Origin of the sequence: Desulfosporosinus sp. Sb-LF, from assembly GCF_004766055.1 — a bacterium.
Taxonomy (GTDB): Bacteria; Bacillota; Desulfitobacteriia; order Desulfitobacteriales; family Desulfitobacteriaceae; genus Desulfosporosinus.
This window is the reverse complement of record NZ_SPQR01000010.1, coordinates 21,916-43,940: the sequence shown is the minus strand read 5'-3', so window position 1 is coordinate 43,940 and position 22,025 is coordinate 21,916. Positions and strand designations below refer to the sequence as shown.

Sequence of the window (22,025 nt, the reverse complement as noted above, 5' to 3'; positions counted from 1 at the left end):
CACAATATTTATGGCCACATCAAACATCGTTGGCGTAGGCTGTGGGACTTATATATCAAGGTAATACAACTCAGATCAAGGTTGGTCGTAAGCCAGTAATCCAAAATGCTTAAGTGGCCAGTATCTAAATAAGACTTTGCCCACAACATTTTCTTCTGGTAATACGCCCCAATAATGACTATCATTGCGATTATCACCTAATACAAAATACGAGTCTTTTGGTATCACCAATGGCCCACCAAAAAAGGCCCCACCGTTCCCGATGAGGATGAAGACCCGCTCGACTTGAAGGTTGGTAATCTTGCCCAACAGATTTATTCAAGGATAGTAACGACGCCCCGAGTGCTATCCACACGAATTTTTTGTCCATCTCAGTATATTGGTTACAGTATCAACTGCGACAACCACGAGGATGCTGTATTCCCTGGCTACAATTGCTGCATGTGAAACAGGGCTTCCGATCTGCACTCGTTCATTGTACATATTTTTAAAATCCCACCATTCACGGCGGGATTTTTCTCAGTATAAGGAAGGAATATATATTCTCCATTGAAACGCAACCTATGACTGTAGATGCGTATATTCGCAATGGTCTCAAATTATCAGCATTCATTTCTCCACTTGAAAAAATAGAGTAAGACGGAACAACCTTCTCAGGTAGCGAAATAGAAGAATCCGAATATTATATACCATATATTTCCTTTTCGTTAAGTTTGCGGAGGTGATTAGCTAATGCCTTTTAATAAAATGAATATGTACTGGAATCAACAACCCATGTCACAGCAACAGAATCAATTCTTTCAACCCCCGGCTGCACCGGGCCAAATTCTTCATAGATTTCCGCCCTCAATGGGAGGGCAAGGCGGGTTACCGATGACACCAGGACTTGGTCGATCTATAGATGGTCTCGGAGGCGGTCTGGACAGAGGTATGACAAGGCCCCAAGTAAATCCTGGATGGAATCCAGGTTGGGGTGCTGGGCCACAAAATGCGGGTGGTCAAGGCTTCGGGCAGCAACAGCAACAAATGAGGCCTATGCCCCATCAAAATCTCCCGTCGCAAGGATTCCCGTCCCAAGGTTATCCTCTCCAACAGTATGCACCTCAGGGGTACAACCAAGGGTATGGAGGACAAATGCCAGTTCAACCAGCCTGGGAGGAACCTAAAAAGAGCGGAATTAAAGGGTTCATCAGTAATCTTATGGCTAAACGCAAGAGGTAGTTTATATCAGCCCTCAACAGAAACATCCTCATGATCTTATCACATTCGCAAACATGGGGATTAGTATCTCATTTCCTATAATGACCGCGAAACGGGGAGTAAACAATTAAGCAATTCACCCGTTTCGCTTTTTCGTTTTTTAGTCTATTCATTGATCTAATCCCACCTCACCTTAGACACCGGATCTTACGATACCCATTAACTCAATGAGTTGACTTTTGGAAAGCAAACAGGTGCGAAACATATACTCGAACCTCGCTATATTGTCTGAGCTATCGACATGCAAACTTATTTTCTGCATAGTTTGATGATTACAGTAAACATTAAACTATAACAAAACTTGGGGAGGTGATGAAATGTCTTTTAAAACATCATTTTCTAAAATGCTATCATATATAGCCAGGTGTGATCCCTACTCAAATCCATTTTCTTACTATGTCCCTTATCTTACAGAAGAGAATGATAATCATGCAAATGCTAATAATGACCCTAAGATTTAGATCTAATCCAAAGAGAGCCGCCCGCCCACAGGGTAGCTCTTTTTAGTTGTTCATAATACATCCTATCTTGCTGCCACATCATCGTACTTTAGCCATCACATTCTATTGCTCTAGATAAGGTAGCAGTAGCTAGCTGTATTTGTTCTTCAGTCGGTTCTGCCGTTACAATATATTGCTGAATGAATGAAGCAATCCAAAACGCAGGTTTTAAACGGTTACTGCGGGAACTCCAATTAAAAATCTCATAGCCAATTGGGAGGCCTACTACAAGTATGAGCAAGGGCATTGTTGCTGAAGATAGCAAAACAACAATGGGAAACGATATTACCGCCAAATTAGTTCCACAACGTTCACTAACTCGACTAGCTTCCCTTACCGCGCTGAGTGAGAGATCGACCCCACTCATATAGATGTTAAAAGCTTTATGTTCCGCCCCATGAAACTGCCAGAGTCGCTTTAAGAGTACCACTAGAACAATAAGGACCAAACCATCGATAGCAAGCTCGAACCCGATTGACTCAGAAACTACGAAATCATCATTAGGAAGTATCCAATCCCACGGTATGGCGAGAATAAGGATGCTGCCAAGAAACACCTTAAGATTAAGCTTCGCTAACTTAGAAACTCCACGTAAGAAAGGAATTCTGTCCATGAGTTTAAATATCCGAATCCCGGGTAGGCGACGCGCATTAATGGATAAAGCTCCTTTTGATATCCTCCCACGGACAACGTGCGTATTGGTGACAAAGGTAATTCCATTGATATGTGCCCGCCCTCCTATGACCGCCAAACGTCTCACCTTCCTTCACGATTTAAGTTTATCCTTTCTCCATTCTAATTACCATTAGAAACTACCGATTTTCAATCCAGGAAAACGGGCCCGTTCTATGAGTTTATAATGTAGCTTGACAGTGGTTTGGATTTATTGTGCTTTTTAAGCATTGCACTCCGGATTGGGACTATAATAATGAAAGGACGTTTTAATGTTTAGAGGTGGAGAATCAAAAATGTATTATCTGAATAATAGCAACGCAGATCGCACCAAAATCGGCTGGCTTCTTCTTATAGGATTAGCCGCTGTTTTTGCTCTCTTATTCCTTAGGTCCGCCCTCTTTCCCGGACCTATTGATCCTTCGGCAACTAAGTATTTTTCGCTAGCTATGGCTGAGAAGGCTAGACTATACAATTCAACTCCCCGCATCCTCTATATATTAAAGTTTTTTCTCCAAACCTTCCTTTTATTTTGGTTGCTCTTTAGTTCTACGGGACAGACTTACTTTCGGCGCCTCCAGAAAATCAGCCGGAATTATTGGGTGGTCTCTGCTTTATCCATCCTGAGCCTGTGGCTTCTATTCAAAGTTCTGTCCCTACCTTTTTCTTATTACACCGGATACTACTGGCAAAAAATCTGGGGATTTAGTACTCAAAGCCAAGTGGCTTGGTGGATTGATTACTTTAAAAATTCCGGCATTGACCTCCTCATTTCTCTAGTGGGTGGGCTAATTTTTTTCTGGCTGGTCGACCGGTTATCACGCCATTGGTGGATGGTCAGTGCTGGTCTCTTAAGCATCTGGCTTGTTATAACGTACCTTTGTTGGCCCATTATTATATCCCCGCTTTTCAACCATTTCGAACCCTTGACCGATCCCGCTGTCGTTACTATGGTCGATGATCTTGCTCAACGAGCCGGACTAAACATTGACGCTATCTTTGTGATGGACGCCAGCAGGCAGACGACATTACCCAACGCCTATTTTACCGGGGTAGGGACTACTAAACGAATTGTCATTTACGACACCCTCTTAAGCAATTTTTCCTTACCCGAGGTCAAAGCCGTGCTTGCTCACGAGATGGGACATTGGCGATATAACGATATCATCCATGGGCTTTTCTATGGGATGGTAGGAAGTTTCATTGTCTTCGGTCTATTGAATTTTCTATTAAAGCCTTGGTTACCCAAAAACAGCAAAAAGCCGCCCCAACTCTGGGCAGCCTTACAACTGGCACTTATCCTTCTTCTCTTCGTAAGCAATCCTCTCCAGAATGCAATATCCAGAGAAATGGAGATACGTGCGGATCATTTTTCTCTTGAACTCACAGGAGACCTCACTGGAGAAATCCAGTTACAAAAAAAACTGGCTTACTCTGGTTTATCGGATTTGTCTCCTCCACGCTTCATCGTCTGGTTTAGCTATAGCCATCCACCAGCCCAAACTAGAATAAACGCCTTAGAAAAGGCATACTTCCAAACCCCAAGATTCCCTCCTAAGTGACGTTAAATGAGTAAAAAGTAGATATTTCGAGATATACTGTGCTTGGTCTTGTGGGGTATCCAGACCAATTGGAAAACCATTATTAATAGAGGAAATGTGGATTCACACCTAAACCACATTATTATTTACTAGCAAATTCAAAAAGAAACAATCCCATACGATAAATGGGATTGTTTCTTTTTTAGGCTTCGGCTCGGAACCAGAATGTAATTATGAGAGCAAGGACGATTTTTGTAAAGCTCCGTAAACACTCTTCGTCAGGATACCTGCAACAATTGTTCCCACGAGAGCGGTGATGGATGAACTTAAAAGTGCGATCTTCCAGTCAAGATGAATAACATAAATCAAGCCTGCCATCACGCAAAGGTTTCCGGTAATATTACACCCGATCATGGCTAATATATGGTGGCTTAATTTCTCCATGGAAAAATTCCTGGCAATTAATGAGTACGTAATGGATCCAATGGTATTGGCAAAGATGAAGAAAAAGGCCAGCGGTGAATAAGCTGTTGCCATGGCTACAATGGCCTCTACTAATCCGGCAATAATACCCGCTGGTTGTTTGTACATTAAGACAATAAGGCCTGTAAAGAATGCCCAGCATGTGCCATTAAGAAGTAAGAGGGTTGGGTCCAAAATAGCGTCAATACGTCCTGTTACCTGCTCCATAATTACAAATACGATCCCTATGATGACGGCGCCCACAAGTGCTTTTGTATCAGTTCTGAATAACTTTTCTTTCATTTTTTATCTCCTCCTAAATTTATAGTGATTATATTTATATTAATGGTAATATCCTGCTTGCAAGGCTGATGATTATTACCAATAACATGCTAGCGATTAACGCAATATCGTAATGCTTAATTGCCAAATTTGAGGAAAATGTTCTGGTTTTGCTTCGTCCATACCCTCTTAGCTCCATGGCTAAGGCCGTTTCTGTTGAGCGTCGGACGGCTCGATATAAAAAAGGCAGGAAGGTTGGAATGATACTTTTGAGATTGTCCCAGACGCTTTCGGTTTTAAGGCCCCGGGTACGCTGGCTATCGATTATGGATACATATTCTTCTTTCATCAGAGGGAGGAAGCGGACACTTAGTCCCACCAGCATTGCGAAGCGGTAGGGGATTTTGAATTTCATGAGCATTAAGGTAAATTCCAGGGGTGAGGCTGAGGTGAAAAATTGCATACTTGCGAAAAAAATAATGCTAGCCTTCAGTATGCCAGTGACCGCTAGTGGTAGGGCTTCACTGTAGATTTTAAGGATTCCCCATTGGTAGATTAGTACGCCTTCCCGGCAGAAGAGCAGCTGAACGATCAGTATCTGCAGTCCCAAAAGCAAGAGCATCATAATCATTACCTTATACTGCTTCAGTGAACCAGTTAAAATTAGAGAGGCCATAATGCTTACCAATAAAACGATACACAATTGTGCAGCGGTTCCACAACTCAGTGAAAAATAGATCATCAGAGCATACCAGGCAAGCTTTGTCCGGGGATCAAGCATAGAAAGTCCCATTTTCAACCTCCCTGAATGAAATATTATTATGGGAATTCAAGCCAATAGCTGTAAGCGTATCGAAATATTGATTGAGATCTTTCGTCGAAATATCAAGTTGAATGCGATGGTTATGCAGGGCAACTAACCGGTTTGAATAGATTTTAGCCATGGTCAGATCGTGGGTGATAAGCAGAATTGTTTTGCCATTTTTCGATAAATCGAAGAGTTTATCCATGATCATATACCCTTGATTTTCGTCAAGGCCCGAGGTCGGTTCATCGGCGATGATGAAATCCGGATCACTGACGAGAATGGAGGCTAGTGCCAAAAGCTGGCGCTGGCCGCGGCTTAAGCGATGAGGGTGCATTTTCTTGTAATCCAGCAGTCCCACAAAGTTTAGGCACTCATCAATTTTTTGATTGATTACTTCATTTTGTTCACCTCTTAGCTTCAGTGAAAATCCAACCTCTTCTTCCAAGGTGCTTGCAAAGATCTGATAGTCGGGGTTTTGAAATAGAAAGCCCACATGTGTACGGATCTCTGTCAGGTTTTCTTTATTCAGAGGCCGGTTAAACACTTTAATCTCACCCTTAGAAGGCTTTAACAGACCGATAAGTAGTTTAGCCAACGTTGATTTTCCAGAGCCATTTAAACCAATAATCGATAAAAAGTCACTCTTGAAGATTTCTAAACGAATGTCTTCACAACCTAGTAAATTGTTTTTGTACTGGTAGGAGACATTGGTCATTTCTGCAATAATTTCATTGGACTTACGGTGATCGGTATTGAAGGAAGTGTTATAGTTTAACCTTCCTTTTCGATGCTCGATTTGGTCCTTGTAATATTCCTCAGGCGAATACTGTTTGACAATTTCACCGTCCCTAATATAGAAGACTCTGTTGGCATAGTTAAGGACTTCTTCAATTCGGTCCATGACCAAAACAATGGTTAGATTCTGAGCTTTATTCAACTGACCCAGCCGATGATAAAGCTCATAGCGGCCCTTCGGATCCAGTTCAGCGGTCGGCTGATCAAGAATCAAGATAGGGGCATTGAGGGCTAAAACACCCGCCAAAACAACACGTTGGGCCTGCCCGCCTGAAAGAGAAGCGGTTCGTCTGTTTTCATAGCCCGTTAGACCCACAAATTCCAAAGTATCTTTAACCATCTGATCAATTTGGTTAAAGGGAATTTCCAGATTGCCAAGACCGAAAGCAACGTCTTCGTAGACATCCAAACTAATAATTTGATTATGGGGTTCCTGCATCATGTATCCCACATAATCGGACATTCTGTTGAGGCGCATGTCCTTAATATCTTGCCCCATGATTGTGACGTTTCCTGTTAATTCAGCGTTATGGTAGTGTGGGATAGCGCCCGTGATGGCATGCAGTAAAATCGATTTTCCAGAAGCTACACCCCCGGTAATGACGATGAAATCTCCCTGATTTATCTCGAAATCAATGTTTTTGAGCGCAGGTTTTTCTTCGTGTGGAAATACGAGTTTTTCAATTTTAATTTTTGCAATCGTTTCCATAGCCACTCCTAAAGTATTAAAAAATAAAAAAGTTCTAGCTTAATAAAAAGCTAGAACTTTACCATTGTCCTCTTGCGATTATTCAATAGGCAGGTCTCCTGACTTATAGACTAAATGTACGCCTTCCCAGTTATCCCAGTGGCATATGTACATTTTTAACGCCTAATTACAGTGGTGGGTCCGTCCAGGATTAATACCTGGTTCCCTATTATCCCTTACGGGCACCTATAAATAATATATATTCGATTGACCTAATAATAGAATAATTCATGTATTTTGTCAACAAGAGTTTATGCAACCTGTTGTTACTCCAGGCGGCTACCCTACCCCCTAATGTATTGAAAAAGAAGGCTAAGTGGCCTGCAAAGAAAATTGCTGCTAACGTATCGCGGGCTTTTTTATAAAGAAGATTATGTACTTCCAACGAACCAATCGAACACTTCCATAATTTCAATCCCAAATATCTATCCCCCAAAATGGAAATAATGCATATAACAATCGGTCTCCCCGAAGAAGAGGAAAGAAGGCGATAAGTCAATGATCCATGACGAGAATGGAATGCTAAGATTCAAGAAAGCGGAAAAAATAGAAGCCTATAAATGTGCAAGATGCGATACAACGATGCTAGCAACGCACTCCAATGACTGGCTAGATCTAAATCATCCCGATGGAGAAAAGATTAAGATGTGCAACAGTTGCTATGGTTTAATAGCGGTAATAGAGAAAAAGTAGTCAAAGCCGCAATGATGAAGGAGTCCACCCTATCTGTAGATTCTATTGGAGTGAATGACCTATATTAACGACAAAGAGAGTCCTTCATTCGGCGTGTACCGACTAGGACTCTCTAGATAATCTAATTCAGCCTGTAGCTTTCAACTAAGGCTTTCTTTCAATTTCTTCATGAAAACATCCCCTGGAAAATACCGTCCTGGACATTCTGTAGCTGCTCCAGGCACGCCTCGGTGCAGTTCAACGTCTCCGAGTCCAAGCTTAAACGTTTCTAGAAGCTGAACGACTTTGGTCACTAAGCCGGCAAATTGGGTGTCCGGAACTTCAGTCTCGCTAAAATTCCCCACTAGACAGACTCCTATTCCAATAGAATTACGATGAGCTACATTGCAATGTGCTCCTTGCTTGGATAGGGGTCTTCCTTCTTCACAGCGACCATCCGGCATAATCACAAAGTGATAGCCGATATCGCTCCACCCCTTGGTTTTATGCCACTCCCGAATCATGGCAGCGTCGACTGGGACGGTTCTTCCTGAACGACGCACTTCCCTAGGACTTGCCGTGTGGTGGATTACGATCTTTTGCCAATCCAACTATACTCCCCCTCTTCTTTAGGCTCTCAGGACGGCAACGGCCTTGGCAAGTTCCGTAATGCTCGAAGAAAGTTCATTGAGTTTTCCTCCCTGCCTTCCCTCTCTTTCCTTTCCTTGGAAGAGAGGGAGGAATTTCCTTTACCTTATACCAAAAAATCACTTGAAACGCTTAGTTTTTTCTTCATACCAACCAAATGCAACTATCGCAGAAAGTGAAACTGCTACCGGCCCAGGAGAGGTCAAAAAGAGGCTCCAGTTACCTCCTTGAGGAAAGATAAACTTTCCATCCTCTTCACTGACAAGGGTTGCGCCTGAAGGAACTATCCGGTCAAAGACATTAACACCGCCAACCGGAATTCCATTAACATTTTGGTTAAATTGTATCTGCACTTTCGGTACCGGAGGCGGAATCAGCGCTGTATTAGCGGGGCTGACCTCTGAAGATACAGATCCTGTTCCAGGTAGATTAGTGTTAAACCATATTTTTACTAAAAACGGTTTATCAGATAAATTCGTAATGGTAAACACATTTGCAAATAGATTGACACCAGAACCATTCGGATTAATTAATGCTCCCCAGGCGTTCGTAGTGTTGCTAAAAGTCAATTGTTCTGTCTGACCGACAAAGTATTTACCTTGGAGAGATTTATACAGGGGATTAGGCACACTCACTACTTCGGGTAGTCGTTTGGGTAGTATAATTGAGTCCAATAAATCTGACATTGCACACCTCATTAATCATAGTTTATTTTATTTTATTAGAGTTAACTGATATGGTGCAGGATTGATGCAACAAAAACCTCGAATTTGCCGCCATTGTTCTCCTTGTGATGTGAAAACTCAAACACCTCTCAGTATTAATTTCGCAAATTTTATTCGCATTCATCCATACGCTTAACACAGCAGACCTTGGAAAATCCCGTAACAAACACCATAATAAATCGGCGTAAGCGAGAGAAAGACGGACTTTAGCACGGACCTAACAACATTTAAACATATAATTAAGAAGCCACCTGATTTTACGCAGGTGGCTTTTTAATATCCTCTTACCCCGGTTACTCCAGCCTCTCAACATAACCCAACCCGCCGGATTCATATGTGCTTTGTTTCTAGGGAATCGGAGTCACTGTTTAGCTAAGAAATGGCAAAACATCCAACAACTTAGTATTTATAATCAAGTTGTTAGTATGTTATGCTAGGTAACGTTCTCTTAAGAACAAATTCACATCTTGGAGGTTAACATGAAAAACAAATTTACAACAATGATTATATCAGTCTTAATGGGTGTTTTATGTTTCGTTCCAGTAGCAAATGCTTCTACGAGTACTACTCGTTCAGCAGCAGTTCATCGAGTTATAGCGAAAGCTGAAAGTTATACTGGAACTAACTATGTTTTAGGTGGGACAAGCTATCGAGGTATTGATTGCTCCGGACTTACGATGAATGCATACAAGGCCGCCGGGATTTACCTTCCGAGAACTAGTACCAGTCAGTATAAAGTAGGAACTTATGTCCCAGTTAGTCGACTTCTTCCAGGAGATTTGGTTTTCTTCAGCTTTAATTCACGTCATACTGTAACTCATGTAGGGATCTATCTCGGCAACGGGAAATTTATTAATGCCACTAGCCATAAAGGTGTAACAACTAGTAACTTTAGCCCGTATTGGTGGAATGCCTATGTTGGTGCAAAGAGAGTGATCAAGTAAACAATGTACCTGCTGGCGGGGCCAAATCAGTTAATGAAGAGTATTGTGCATAGGAAAACTCCATAGAGTTATTACACTGTCAATAACATTGGGGTTACCATTTTTATTGACCAGAGCTTCTTCTCGTCCGAGGGTTTCATCTAGGTGTTGTGTCCACATTACGTTTAATAGCTGAAACCTTCCCTGTTACTACAGTTGGTTACACAGTTAAGTTACTAAGAAAACCAATTCCAGCAAAGTTCATTCAAAGCTGCTGGGTACCCCTTTAAACAATCGTATTGTAAGACGTTGAAACGGTCTACTGTAGATTCGTAAGGCCGCCTGACTTTCAAACAGGCGGCCTCATTATATGTTTTCTCGTTAGCTAGCTCCAGTAGTTGCGATTTACATTTTCGTGATAAACTCCGCCGTAATAGCAGATCACTGTTTTAACGTCATATTGAGTGAATTTTCCCAATGACTTTCAACCAATCGCCCATCTACGACATTAAGAGCATCTCCACAATATGCAGAGCAATCTTCAAGGAGATTGTGATATTGGCGCAAATATCACATCTACTACGGATCCTTTCGTCACTACCTTACCTCCTGCAGGATTTTGCTGACTTACAAGGCCACTTCCACTAAAGTTAAAGTGTAATTCCGATTTACTTATAGTTTCCCCAACTTGTCGCATATTTTCTCCGATAAGATTAGGAACGACCGTCTCACTGGGTAGTGGCAGACGTTCAGGAGTTACTGGCTGTGCAACAGGTCTAACCGGTGCATCATTAGGAGTTATTGGGACTGAATTTTGTACTTCTGTCGCTAACGAAATGTTAAATTCTTCAAGAGCCCCCTGAAGAATTATTTTAGCATAAGGACTACATAACGGTCCGCCTTCGTGTTCCCCACCCTTAGGGCTATCGACTACCACTAAAACGGCAATCTTGGGATTGTCTGCTGGTGCGAATGCTTCAAATGATGCTATAAATGAAGAGGATGAGTAACCTTTGGTTTGTGGGTCAATTTTTTGGGCAGTGCCTGATTTTCCGGCAACGTTAATCCCTGGTATAGCTGCTAATTTCCCTGTTCCGTTTGTAACGACGCTTTCCATTATTTTTGTCATCTCGTTCGATGTCTCTGCGGAAATAACACTTCGGATTTTTGTGGGTTGATTTTGTTGGACAATCGTGCCATCGGGAGCTGTGACTTTATCCACGACATAGGGCTTATAAAGTGTGCCACCATTAGCTACAGCGCACAGTGCCGTCATTAATTGGATAGGGGTTACCATATTAGATTGTCCAAAAGACATTGTTGCCAATTCAACTTCTTTTACATTGTTTTGAGGAATGATTAACCCGCTTTCCTCTCCTGTAATATCAATCCCTGTTTTTGTACCAAATCCGAAGGACTTAAGATAACGATAAAAGTTCACCAATCCAAGTCTTAAGCCTACTTGAGATAGTACAACATTGGACGATTGCTCCATTCCTTTGGTAAAGGTAATATCACCAGCGGGTCTTATTCCATAGTCCCAGTTCATGATAGTGTGATTTCCAACCTTTATGTACCCTGGGTCAGCAAATAATTCATTGGGGGAAATTGACTTTTCCTCTAGAGCAGCCGAACCTGTCACCACTTTAAAAGTCGATCCAGGCTCATAGTTCATGCTTATCGCTCTGTTGGTCCAATTTTCAGGGGGCGTATTAGCAAAATTGTTAGGGTCAAATGTAGGATTTGTTCCCATCCCCAATACCTTACCCGTCTGAGGATCCATCGCTATAATTGTGACACTTTTTGCCTGAGTTGAGGTTTCCAAAGCCGTTAATTGTTTTTCTACTAAAGACTGAATCGTAGTATTTAGCGTTAATGTTAAGTTGTCTCCCTGTTTAGGAGGTTGAATATCAGAAGGAGTATCGGGAATTAACTGATGATTAGACGTTTCTTCCGACGTGGATTGGCCAAGGGTTCCAAAAAGAAATTTATCATAATAAGCTTCTACTCCACCTATGCCATGGCCCGTCTGATTTACAAATCCTAGAACCGATGAAGCCCATGCGTTTTGGGGGTATACCCGTTTTGATTCATCGACAAAACCGAAGCCTGGAATATTCAAATTACGAATCTTATCCGCACTATTAATGTCTACTTGATGAGCTAGACTAATCCATTGAGCATCCTTATTAAGTTTGTCTAGGATAGTCTTAGAATCTTGACCAAGGATACCTCCCACAGTTTTGGCAATATCGTCTTTGGACATTTTTGTATATTGATGTTTATTGATAAGTTGGGTAAGCGTTTTTGGATCAGCATAGATTTCTTGAACATGCGCACTTTGACTTAATACATTGCCTTTACTATCGTAAATAATTCCTCGTTCGGGTAACAATGTTTGACTTATCATTCGGTTAGCTATTCCTTTAGCATTTAATCCATTTGCTTGAATTACTTGCAGCCAAACTAATCGTCCGACTATCAAGAAAACGCAAAGAACAAGGGGGACATAAACAAAATATTCCCTAGAAAAATAGGTTATTTTCTTTCGCTTTTTCAATAAGTACGCCTCTTTGCATTATCAATATTGATCATCGCTAACTCGCTTACAACGTTACAAACATATGATACAACAATTTTCGATAATTTTACCATAGTTAGTGCAGAAAAAGACATGTGGCAAATCCTGCATTTTGGGGATTTTTACTTGTTCTTATTGGAATTTACAAACTGTTTAAACAAGTTTCTAAGTTTTTGACATAATTAGATACCCAGACTATTTCCAAAAATGAGGTGTATATCATCCAGAAAAAACGGTTTCTAACCCTAGGGCATTTACAAAAGCGACGGAGGCTTATTGCCTATTAATCACAATTTGCCTCCGTTACTTTATAAAATTTAAACGTTAATTGCATTAAGCATGGAGTCCCTTAGTTTTACCTAAATGTTATTGTAGTACGAAAGAACACGTGATTCACTCCAAAAGAATCCCCCGTTCCAAGTTCATTAAGCTTGGATTTAGCTTTTCTTTGATTTGATGAATATTCGATTATAAATCTACAAAATCCTGCAAATTCCACTGGAAATATACACCATACAACAAACTATCTTAAGTCTTTCTTCTTCGCTCTGGAGCAGTACCTAACTAGGTACTGCTCTCTCAATGTTCAACCAGCTCCGTTAGTGCTTGCTTAGTTCATCGATCATTTTACTTTGACTATAGTTACGTTATACATATATTTCCACTCATTTATAGAGGTCATTATACTAATACTTTGGATATCATCGGGAGGAGGTATCTCGAAATGAATCCAAAAAGAAGTTTAATTTTAACAGTCTGTGTCACAATCTTAATAATAATTTCAGTAACCCTCAAATGGCCTTTAAACATTGATTTCGGGCGTCATAATCAAGAAGCAAAACCTAATGTAGCCATTACCCCTATTTTAAATCCGACTTCAAATCCAGCTTCACCTCCTCCTCTACCCTCAAATAACCTAAACGAGCCCAAAATGAGTAAGTTTCCCGAAGAAGGCGTTCCTGTTCTTATGTATCATTCGATCAGTACGATTCCTGGCAATTCCCTTGGTGTTCCAGTAAAACAATTTACTGAAGAGATAGAGTGGCTTCACCAGCAAAATTATCATTCTTTATCCCTCGAAGAGTTTAATCAAGCATTGACTAATAAAGCTCCTATCCCGGAAAAACCCATTTTACTAACATTTGATGACGGGTATGAAGATAATTATAGTTCAGCCTGGCCAATCTTACACCAAAATGGCTACAGGGCTACGTTTTTTATTGTTACGAATTCCGTTGGCCCTGGGATGATGAACTGGGATCAGATTAATGACCTTGCTAGCCAAGGAAACTCTATAGGTAGTCATACGGTACATCACTTAGATCTATCGAAGCTTTCTAGCAAACAACAAGAAAACGAGCTTAGCATCTCAAAGCAGGAACTAGTGAACCATCTTGACATTAGTGTTCAGGCGCTTTGCTTTCCTTCCGGACGTTATAACAAAACAACGCCGAAATTGATGTCAAAACTAGGCTATAAACTCGGTTTTACGACACATCCGGGTAAAGTACATTTGAGTGACGACCTATCGACACTGAAACGGATTCGTATTTCTGGTGGTATGCCGCTTGCTTCCTTTCAAAAGCTGTTTCCATAAGTACTCGATTTCCTTCTCAATAAAATTCGCCCTAGATTCCATCCCTTCGTTTCAACTCATCCCCTGTTTACTTCCCGAACGCTCGGTGCTCAGAGCTATTCAGTACAGAGAGATTATGTATCATACTAAAACTTATGTTAACATGTAGGTGTAATCTCTGAGTGTTAAGCTTCTTATTATCTTGCAAGGGAGTAACATCGATGAATGACTTATTAAATCACCTTTTGAACGTAATTAAGATTTTAGCTGTAACTATTGGATTCATTGTTTCTTCTTTGCTTCACGGCACACTTCCTACCTCCAACTCTCTTCAAGCCTTATGGCAGGTAACTCCACCTCTTCAAACCACGACCCAAAGCAATCAGCAAGGTAGCAGTTCAACGTCCAATTCCAACCTTCAACAACCAAATCATAACTCAATTAAAAATAGGCAAGTAGAACATATTGCCAAAAAATTGCGTACTCTTCCGACTACGCAAATTGCTGCAAGCCATAAGGCTGCAACAAATGTTTATATTAAAGCGGGCGATAGCGCTGTGCCTACTGCACGTCTTACTAAAGCTAGTCAAATAATCGAAGACATATCTTTGCCAACATTAAATGCGGTTGTTGGATTATCTCCTGCAAAAAACATTGAAGTTGTCTTATTCTCATCACCTAAAACCTATGCTAATGCTTTAGTTCAAGCAAATATAGATCCTAACTCTATACAATCAATCGTTGCCAATACCGGAGGTCTAACGGTCAACACAACAATATGGATTCCGTTATACAATCTCGCAGATAATAGTGACCTTGCAAATGTTCTTAGTCATGAACTTTTCCATGCTTGTGCATCAAGTCAGGGATATGGCGATCAACTGCCAACTTGGCTAAACGAAGGAACAGCTTGGCGAATTGGGCTTACGGCAATGCAAAAAGTAAATCCACGAAAGGCATCTCTCGAAATGACCTATTTTGAAAGTGATGTAAGGAATGCTGCCAAAAACGGACTAATACTCCCCTTGACTGCTTCAGAAAGCGATATTCTTAACGCTCAATATAACGTTGAATACGAAGACTTTATGGCTGTTGAGCAACTAGTAAAACAATATGGTATATCTAGCTACAAGACCTTTATTCAAAATCTGAAAACTGAAAGCGTGAGTACAAATTTCCAGAACTCCTTCAATACTACAATAGATAAATTTCAGAACAACTTTATAAAAACCAACTTTCACATTTCTTATTCTTCCGCTGGTGGATGATTCTGCAAACTTGGCACAGTAATATTCTTGCGTTCAAAAACACCGAAATCAGACTTGATGTCTGATTTCGGTGTTTATTATTCTTTAGTGTATTACTCGTTGTAATTAGCAACAATCCGCCAAATACTCGTTATTGTTCAATTACCACGGAAGCTGGGAAGTCATGATTACTCCTTTCGCCCAGAGCATATTTGCCAACATTTGGATCATATACGAGTTTCAATTTAGCGATATACTATTTAACGAATGGTGAAATTTGTCGAAATTAATTATTCGCTACAAAACGCAGTCAATATTTCGAAATACTAGGAGTTGTGTTTACATGACAACAAGAAGAATTTTTCTAAAAACACTCTTCGGAACTGTTGCAAGTCTTTACTGTTTCAAGTTGTTCTCATTAGAGAATAACGCCAAACGAGTACTTAAACCATTATCTGCTGCTTCAGCCATAGCGGACGAAGTCCAACCTGACCATCTTTCTCATCTTATATCTAACAAGCCGTTTATTAATGCATTTAATCACATAGTAACCCCCACTTATGATCGTTCTGGTCAAGCGGTTCATCCGAGCGTTATCGATTTCAAAACAGAGTATGGTATTGAAACTTGGGGAGAGTTTCGTTATTGGATGGCCATTACCCCTTATCCCAACTTCAATAGTACCGTTGAGAATCCGAGCATTTTAGTTAGCAAAGATGGATTAAACTGGATTAACCCACCCGGCATAAAAAATCCCTTGGCTCCAAGACCCTTGGGCGTCTTAAGTTTCTTAAGCCGCAACTACAATTCTGACCCAGAATTGGTTTATGACCCAGATCAAAATAAATTAATCTTATACTGGCGTGAATATAGCGATGGTGCTTTTGAAAAAATATGGGCTATAAAAATCAGTTCAAATCATAAACAAAGCACTAAAATCCTCTGCTTTGAAAAGACATGGGATTACAAAAAAACCGGTTTAGTTTTATCCCCAACGGTTTGGCGAAAAAATGCAAAAGAGTGGTATCTTTGGACTACTGACGGAAAGTCAACAATGCATTTACAGACATCGACGGATGGCCTAACCTGGAGTACAGGACAACCTTGTAGCGCTCCCTGGGTTACATGGAATGGCGGATATATTCCTTGGCATGTAGTAGCAAAACCTAATCACATTGAGCAAAGAATCGATTTTTTAATTGCCGGATGGCCAATAAATGGGACAATAAATGATTGTCAATTGCTCTATGCAACGGCACCGATATCCCAACCCAAAGAGCTCAGTATGCCACTACTGGGATCGTTACTTGGGCCTGGTGCCATAGGTCAATGGGACAATGGTTACATTTATCGGAGCAGTTTTGTTCTGGAACCCGGAGATGCGACTAAATTTCGGATTTGGTATTCTGCCTGTTCGAAGAAGAAAGCCTGGTATATTGGATATACTGAAGGGGCCATTCCGACTATCCCGTTAAATACCTTACAAACATATAGAAATACTATTTATTAGCGAATACTCCTTTCCTCCTTACTTTTTGAATTAGAAAGGTATTTACCCAAGGAAGTTCTATTTCTCACATCTGTAAGCCCCTGTAGGCCTTGACGTCAAGCCACCTCATTTTATACAGGTGGCTTTTTCATATCCTCTTATTCAATTACTCCAGCCCCTCAACATTAGCTCAACCCGCTAGTGATATTGTTGCCTGATCCCACCCCTTCATTCGGGGGAACTTGCCGTTCCAGGAAATACCTGGGCCAGACGCAAAACGACAGTAAACCTGAAAAAAAGTTGAATTCCCCCTTAAAAAGCCTGACAGTTTTCGTATTCCTTTTGTGAAAGGAAAAATGCATTACTTCGTCATCGTTCATATATGTACCATAGTGGTTTAGTTTGATTTGTACTTATAGCAGTTTTAAAGGAAGGGGCATTTTTACGATGGCTAAATCTTTAAATATTCTACAAAAGTTCCCTCATGTTATTTTAGCTGTACTTGGTGCTTGTACAGGAGTTGTAATATGTTTAATCGATAAATTTGTTCCAACTCCATTACATTTGTATTTCTTTCTTATATTATCTGGCATCCTTGTTGCCAACGGATTGCTTTTGGGTTCAATAATTCAAAAATTATTTTTCAATGTATATAGGGACACTCTCACTGGTTTAGGAAACAAAGGCATGTTTAATTACAGCCTTAAAATGGAAATGGCCCAGATACAAGACGAAGACTTATGTCTAGCGATGCTAGACATAGACAACTTTAAACAAATAAACGATACCTTTGGTCACATCGCTGGAGATGTTGTTTTAAAGAAACTGGCTGAACTATTGAAACAAAATACACGGGGTACAGATTCGGTAGTTAGGTGGGGTGGCGAAGAGTTTGCAATCATAATGCCCTGTACTAATATGCAGGGAGCTTATACCCTACTGGAACGGATTAGAACAATAATTGAATCTTATAATTTTGGTCCTAAGATAAACTCAAAACAAATTACGTTCAGCTCTGGTGTGGTATCCTACTCAAACTTATCCAAAGTCATGCAAACAGATACCCTAGAGTCAAACCCTTTAGACGTCTTCGTTAACTTAGCCGACAAAGCTTTGTATAGAGCCAAAGTATCAAAAAATACCGTTGTTAAATGGAATGAAGAGTCTTGTGCATAGGAAAAACACCATAGAATGATGTGCTTTCTTTGAGAAGAAATATAAAAGGTAGTTCTTGTCTGGTTAATGTAATTAAATCAAAACCCAAAGTTGGCCCTGCTCATAGATCAGGACCAACTTTGGGTTTTGTATTCTCTCTTCCAACTTCACTTAAAAAGCTTGGAGAAATTACACTCAAAAGACACGTCCTAATGCGTCTCGGGAAAACCAAATTCAGATGTTACAATAGGACAAATGGAATTTTCTTTGATTAATGCAAGATATAAGGAACATTATTGTTTCAATAACATACCATAGTAGAGAATTTATTTAAAATAAATGTTCCGTTATGAATATTGCCCTTATTAAATTCAGGTAGAACCGATCTAAGGAAAAAAACACTCCAAAGTTAACAGTTGCTTAGAGAATCGAAAGGGGGAATTATATGAAAATCGACATCTTTAATCACTTCTTACCTAAAAAATATTTCGACAGGATGGTTGAATTAGTCCCTAAACATGGTATGGTCAAACGAGTGAGTGAAATACCTTGCATGGTTGACCTTGATCTTCATTTCCGCCACATGGACCTGTTTGGTGACGATTATAGGCAAGTATTAACCATAGCCGCACCACCAATAGAAATTTTTGGTTCAAATGCTAATGACATGGCGAGACTAGGTAACGATTGTATGGCGGACTTAATAGCAAAATATCCGGATCGGTTCCCTGGATTTATTGCTGGAGTGGCAATGAACGATCCAGAAGGATGCGTTGTAGAGGCGAAACGAGCTATAAATGACTTAGGTGCGGTGGGTATTCAGATTTACACTAATGTTCTTGGTAAACCACTAGATGCACCAGAATTCGCACCGCTATTTGATCTCATGGCTGAATTTGACCTGCCCATTTTTCTTCACCCGACCCGTACGGCTAGTTTCTCAGATTATCAGAGTGAGACAAAAAGCAACTATGAAATCTGGTGGACCTTTGGCTGGCCGTATGAGACAAGCGCGGCTTGTGCTCGGTTAGTATTCTCGGGGCTTTTCGACAAGCACCCTAATATTAAAATTGTTACTCACCATCTTGGGGGAATGATCCCATACTTTGCGGGTAGAATCGGTCCAGGCTGGGATCAACTAGGTGCTAGAACTTCTGATGAAGATTTAACGTTAGTACTCAAGAGGCTGAAGAAGCGACCGATAGACTATTTCCATATGTTTTACGGTGATACCGCACTCAGTGGGGCAAAAGGTGCCACAGAATGTGGCTTGGATTTCTTCGGTGTGGAAAAGGTACTGTTCGCCTCTGACGCGCCTTTTGATCCTGAGAAGGGAACTGCCTTTATTCGCTGGACTATCGAAGTTATCGACAGCTTAAACATTTCCGAAGCTGACCGTTATGCTATTTACGAAGGAAATGCTCGTAAGCTACTCAAGCTTAAAGTATAGACTTCGCATTAAAAATGCCTAATATACAACAGTTCTCACAAACAGTTATAATTTACTGAAGTTTTGGTCGCAACCGAGCATAGATCGTGTAATTTAATGAGTGGATATAATGCCCTCGCTTGTAGCACGAAATTGGATTTACTAAGACAAATCCAATTTCGTTCTACAAGCGAGGGCATTATAGTTTACGGATAATTTTTAACAGCAAGGCCCCCAATGTAGGGTGGGTATTACATCCTTATCTGCCCATTTCATGGCTTTGTACAAGCACTCCTGATTTTGCACAATAAATTCTGGTATAACTACAACTAAATCAAGTACGCTTGTGAAAAGTTAATCTTTGAACAGCTCTGAATCTTATGCTATCATGGAAATGCGGCCAAATGGTCAAGCGGCCTGACCACATTTTAAACATTTTTAAATTAATACATATTACATTTATAGGAGGTTTGAACATGAAAATTCTCGTATGTATTAAACAAGTTCCAGGAACCTCAAAGATAGACGTTGATCCAATTACAGGTGTCTTAAGACGAGATGGCGTAGATTCCAAAATGAATCCGTTTGATCTATTTGCTATAGAAACAGCATTGAGACTTAAAGAACAAAAAGGCGGAACGATACAGGTTATAAGTATGGGACCACCACAAGCCAAGGACGTTATTAAAGAAGCCTTCATGATGGGTGTCGACGAAGGTGCCTTAGTTTCGGACCGAAAATTCGCGGGTGCAGATGTTCTGGCAACCTCTTACACGATTTCTCAAGGGGTTCGTCAACTAGGCGACTTCGATCTAATACTTTGTGGTAAGCAAACCACCGATGGAGACACTGCCCAAGTTGGTCCTGAAATGGCTGAATATCTGGGCATACCTCACATTGCCAACGTTTTGAGCATAGTAGAAGTTAAAGACACTTCCATCTTTGTGGAAATGGATATGGCCGATACTATAGAAGTTGCCGAAATTCAATTCCCCTGCCTCTTAACCGTAGAAAAAGACATTTTCCAGCCCCGTCTTCCCTCTTACAAGAAAAAGCTGAGTACAAAGGACCGTGAAATTAAAATGATCACGTTCAAGGACTTTGAAGATAACGATGAAAATAAATATGGGCTTAGTGGATCACCAACTCAAGTTGAAAGAATCTTTCCCCCTTCGATTAATATGGACCGAGAAACTTGGACAGGCACCTCAGCAGAGCTCAGTTTTCAAATAGCCAATAAACTTAAACAATTGAAGTTCATTTAGAGGGGGTAGATTTATGAGTAAGTTAATTTGTCACCAAGAAAAGTTGAACGAATCCAACATTCAAGCTTTAGTAGATATTTGTCCATTTAGTGCACTCGAAGCTAAGAATGGGACCCTAGAAATCACCGCAGGCTGCAAAATGTGCAAACTCTGTGTTAAAAAGGGGCCCGAAGGGGTCATGGAATTTATTGATGAAGCGGCCACTGCCGTTGATAAAGGTCTATGGAAAGGCATTGGAGTCTACGTTGATCATGTGGAAGGTGAAATACATCCAGTAACCCTGGAGTTAATCGGTAAGGCCAAGGAACTTGCGGCAGTCGTCAATTTTCCAGTTTATTGCGTTTTTATTGGCCATAACATTAAACATAAAGCCCAAGAGTTGCTTCATTATGGAGTCGACGAGGTCTTTGTCTATGACTACGAAGAATTAAACCATTTCCGTATAGAACCTTATACGGCAACATTTGAGGATTTTGTTCAGAAAGTTAAACCTTCATCTTTACTTGTCGGAGCGACAACGATTGGCCGCTCCTTGGCACCAAGAGTAGCGGCCAGATTTCGAACTGGATTAACCGCCGATTGTACAACCCTTGAAATGAAGGAAAATACCGATCTTGTTCAAATCAGACCTGCTTTCGGTGGTAACATTATGGCCCAGATCATTTGTCCGAACACGAGGCCTCAAATGGCGACCGTAAGATATAAGGTTATGAATGCTCCCGAAAAACAGTGTGATCCAAGTGGTAAGATTACTCTCTGCGAATTAGAGCCAAAACAATTAGTCTCTTCTATTAAAGTACTGAAGGTAACACGGAAAGAAATCGAAGAAAACATCTCAGATGCAGAAGTGATCATTGCTGTTGGAAGAGCTTTAAAATCCGAGAAAGACATGGCATTGATTGAGGAATTAGCTCAATTGTTAGACGCTCAAATAGCAGGTACTCGACCCTTAGTTGAAGCTGGTTGGATTAAGGCCAAGCAGCAAATCGGTTTATCCGGTAGAACCGTTAAACCCAAGCTGATCATAACTCTTGGAATTTCAGGCGCAGTTCAGTTTACTGCAGGCATGAACAGCTCAGAACAAATCTTTGCCATCAATAAAGACCCCCATGCTTCAATCTTTAATATAGCTCATTATGGAATTATCGGAGATCTCTATGAAGTCGTTCCTCAACTCATTGAAGAAATCAAAAGCTCAAAGGTTCTTGCTTGTGCGCGTTAATGATTGAGTGACGCCGAGAACTGAT

General features: G+C 40.7%; 19 protein-coding genes, 1 pseudogene and 1 riboswitch. Of the genes and pseudogenes, 11 read left to right on the top strand and 9 right to left on the bottom strand.

Going from position 1 to position 22,025, the window contains the following annotated elements; all coding sequences use genetic code 11:
* Positions 1 to 75 precede the first annotated feature (75 nt).
* Together E4K68_RS15350 and E4K68_RS15345 are read right to left on the bottom strand one after the other, a co-directional pair.
* A pseudogene (locus tag E4K68_RS15350) lies at positions 76 to 237 on the bottom strand (S26 family signal peptidase); the annotation flags it as partial.
* Between the two features lie 108 nt (positions 238 to 345).
* Positions 346 to 483 (bottom strand): PEP-utilizing enzyme, encoded by a 138-nt coding sequence (locus tag E4K68_RS15345; protein ID WP_243450402.1) that lies wholly within the window; start codon positions 481 to 483, stop codon positions 346 to 348.
* A 249-nt stretch (positions 484 to 732) separates the two neighbouring features.
* Here E4K68_RS15345 and E4K68_RS15340 point away from each other — a divergent pair, with 249 nt between their 5' ends.
* Positions 733 to 1,221: a hypothetical protein gene (locus E4K68_RS15340; protein WP_135379814.1), complete on the top strand. Its 489-nt coding sequence runs from the start codon at positions 733 to 735 to the stop codon at positions 1,219 to 1,221.
* Positions 1,222 to 1,809: 588 nt separating this feature from the next.
* On the opposite strand, the gene E4K68_RS15335 is transcribed toward E4K68_RS15340, so the two are convergent.
* A complete protein-coding gene (locus E4K68_RS15335; protein ID WP_243450401.1) occupies positions 1,810 to 2,520 on the bottom strand; it encodes a DUF1385 domain-containing protein in 711 nt (236 codons plus the stop codon).
* 208 nt (positions 2,521 to 2,728) lie between these two features.
* On the opposite strand from E4K68_RS15335, the gene E4K68_RS15330 reads away from it, so the two are divergent.
* Positions 2,729 to 3,994, top strand: a complete 1,266-nt coding sequence (locus E4K68_RS15330; RefSeq protein WP_135379812.1) for a M48 family metallopeptidase — start codon at positions 2,729 to 2,731, stop codon at positions 3,992 to 3,994.
* 210 nt (positions 3,995 to 4,204) lie between these two features.
* Here E4K68_RS15330 and E4K68_RS15325 read toward each other — a convergent pair whose 3' ends face one another.
* From E4K68_RS15325 to E4K68_RS15315, 3 genes are read right to left on the bottom strand one after another with little or no spacing between them, the layout of a single operon-like run.
* A complete protein-coding gene (locus E4K68_RS15325; RefSeq protein ID WP_135379811.1) occupies positions 4,205 to 4,738 on the bottom strand; it encodes a hypothetical protein in 534 nt (177 codons plus the stop codon).
* A gap of 34 nt (positions 4,739 to 4,772) precedes the next feature.
* Complete coding sequence (locus E4K68_RS15320; protein ID WP_135379810.1) at positions 4,773 to 5,510, bottom strand: energy-coupling factor transporter transmembrane component T; 738 nt, start codon at positions 5,508 to 5,510, stop codon at positions 4,773 to 4,775.
* On the bottom strand, positions 5,491 to 7,029 hold the full coding sequence (locus E4K68_RS15315) for an ABC transporter ATP-binding protein (RefSeq protein WP_135379809.1): 1,539 nt from the start codon (positions 7,027 to 7,029) through the stop codon (positions 5,491 to 5,493). The genes E4K68_RS15320 and E4K68_RS15315 overlap by 20 nt, the downstream gene beginning before the upstream one ends.
* A gap of 70 nt (positions 7,030 to 7,099) precedes the next feature.
* Positions 7,100 to 7,273, bottom strand: a riboswitch (cobalamin riboswitch).
* Between the two features lie 293 nt (positions 7,274 to 7,566).
* Here E4K68_RS15315 and E4K68_RS15310 point away from each other — a divergent pair.
* Complete coding sequence (locus tag E4K68_RS15310; RefSeq protein WP_135379808.1) at positions 7,567 to 7,761, top strand: hypothetical protein; 195 nt, start codon at positions 7,567 to 7,569, stop codon at positions 7,759 to 7,761.
* A 140-nt stretch (positions 7,762 to 7,901) separates the two neighbouring features.
* Here E4K68_RS15310 and E4K68_RS15305 read toward each other — a convergent pair whose 3' ends face one another.
* Complete coding sequence (locus E4K68_RS15305) at positions 7,902 to 8,351, bottom strand: peptidoglycan recognition family protein (RefSeq protein ID WP_135379807.1); 450 nt, start codon at positions 8,349 to 8,351, stop codon at positions 7,902 to 7,904.
* Positions 8,352 to 8,507: 156 nt separating this feature from the next.
* Positions 8,508 to 9,074, bottom strand: coding sequence for a DUF6143 family protein (locus E4K68_RS15300; RefSeq protein ID WP_135379806.1), 567 nt, complete (start codon positions 9,072 to 9,074; stop codon positions 8,508 to 8,510).
* A 518-nt stretch (positions 9,075 to 9,592) separates the two neighbouring features.
* Between E4K68_RS15300 and E4K68_RS15295 the strand changes: the two genes are divergently transcribed.
* The gene (locus E4K68_RS15295) at positions 9,593 to 10,057 is read left to right on the top strand and encodes a C40 family peptidase (protein ID WP_135379805.1); all 465 of its coding nucleotides are present in this window, start codon (positions 9,593 to 9,595) and stop codon (positions 10,055 to 10,057) included.
* Between the two features lie 520 nt (positions 10,058 to 10,577).
* Here E4K68_RS15295 and E4K68_RS15290 read toward each other — a convergent pair.
* Positions 10,578 to 12,596 carry a penicillin-binding transpeptidase domain-containing protein gene (locus E4K68_RS15290; protein ID WP_135379804.1) on the bottom strand — a complete coding sequence of 673 codons (2,019 nt, stop codon included), beginning with the start codon at positions 12,594 to 12,596 and terminating at the stop codon, positions 10,578 to 10,580.
* Positions 12,597 to 13,341: 745 nt separating this feature from the next.
* On the opposite strand from E4K68_RS15290, the gene E4K68_RS15285 reads away from it, so the two are divergent.
* The 7 genes from E4K68_RS15285 to E4K68_RS15255 all read left to right on the top strand — a co-directional run bounded on the left by E4K68_RS15285 (position 13,342) and on the right by E4K68_RS15255 (position 22,000).
* Entirely contained in the window at positions 13,342 to 14,214 is an 873-nt protein-coding gene (locus E4K68_RS15285; protein ID WP_135379803.1) for a polysaccharide deacetylase family protein, read from the top strand.
* Positions 14,215 to 14,414: 200 nt separating this feature from the next.
* On the top strand, positions 14,415 to 15,461 hold the full coding sequence (locus E4K68_RS15280; RefSeq protein ID WP_135379802.1) for a hypothetical protein: 1,047 nt from the start codon (positions 14,415 to 14,417) through the stop codon (positions 15,459 to 15,461).
* A 322-nt stretch (positions 15,462 to 15,783) separates the two neighbouring features.
* Complete coding sequence (locus E4K68_RS15275; RefSeq protein WP_135379801.1) at positions 15,784 to 16,950, top strand: hypothetical protein; 1,167 nt, start codon at positions 15,784 to 15,786, stop codon at positions 16,948 to 16,950.
* A 426-nt stretch (positions 16,951 to 17,376) separates the two neighbouring features.
* Positions 17,377 to 18,105, top strand: coding sequence for a GGDEF domain-containing protein (locus E4K68_RS15270; RefSeq protein WP_135379800.1), 729 nt, complete (start codon positions 17,377 to 17,379; stop codon positions 18,103 to 18,105).
* Between the two features lie 424 nt (positions 18,106 to 18,529).
* Positions 18,530 to 19,534, top strand: coding sequence for an amidohydrolase family protein (locus E4K68_RS15265; RefSeq protein ID WP_135379799.1), 1,005 nt, complete (start codon positions 18,530 to 18,532; stop codon positions 19,532 to 19,534).
* Between the two features lie 455 nt (positions 19,535 to 19,989).
* Positions 19,990 to 20,778, top strand: coding sequence for an electron transfer flavoprotein subunit beta/FixA family protein (locus tag E4K68_RS15260; RefSeq protein WP_135379798.1), 789 nt, complete (start codon positions 19,990 to 19,992; stop codon positions 20,776 to 20,778).
* 13 nt (positions 20,779 to 20,791) lie between these two features.
* On the top strand, positions 20,792 to 22,000 hold the full coding sequence (locus tag E4K68_RS15255) for an electron transfer flavoprotein subunit alpha/FixB family protein (protein ID WP_135379797.1): 1,209 nt from the start codon (positions 20,792 to 20,794) through the stop codon (positions 21,998 to 22,000).
* Positions 22,001 to 22,025 lie beyond the last annotated feature (25 nt).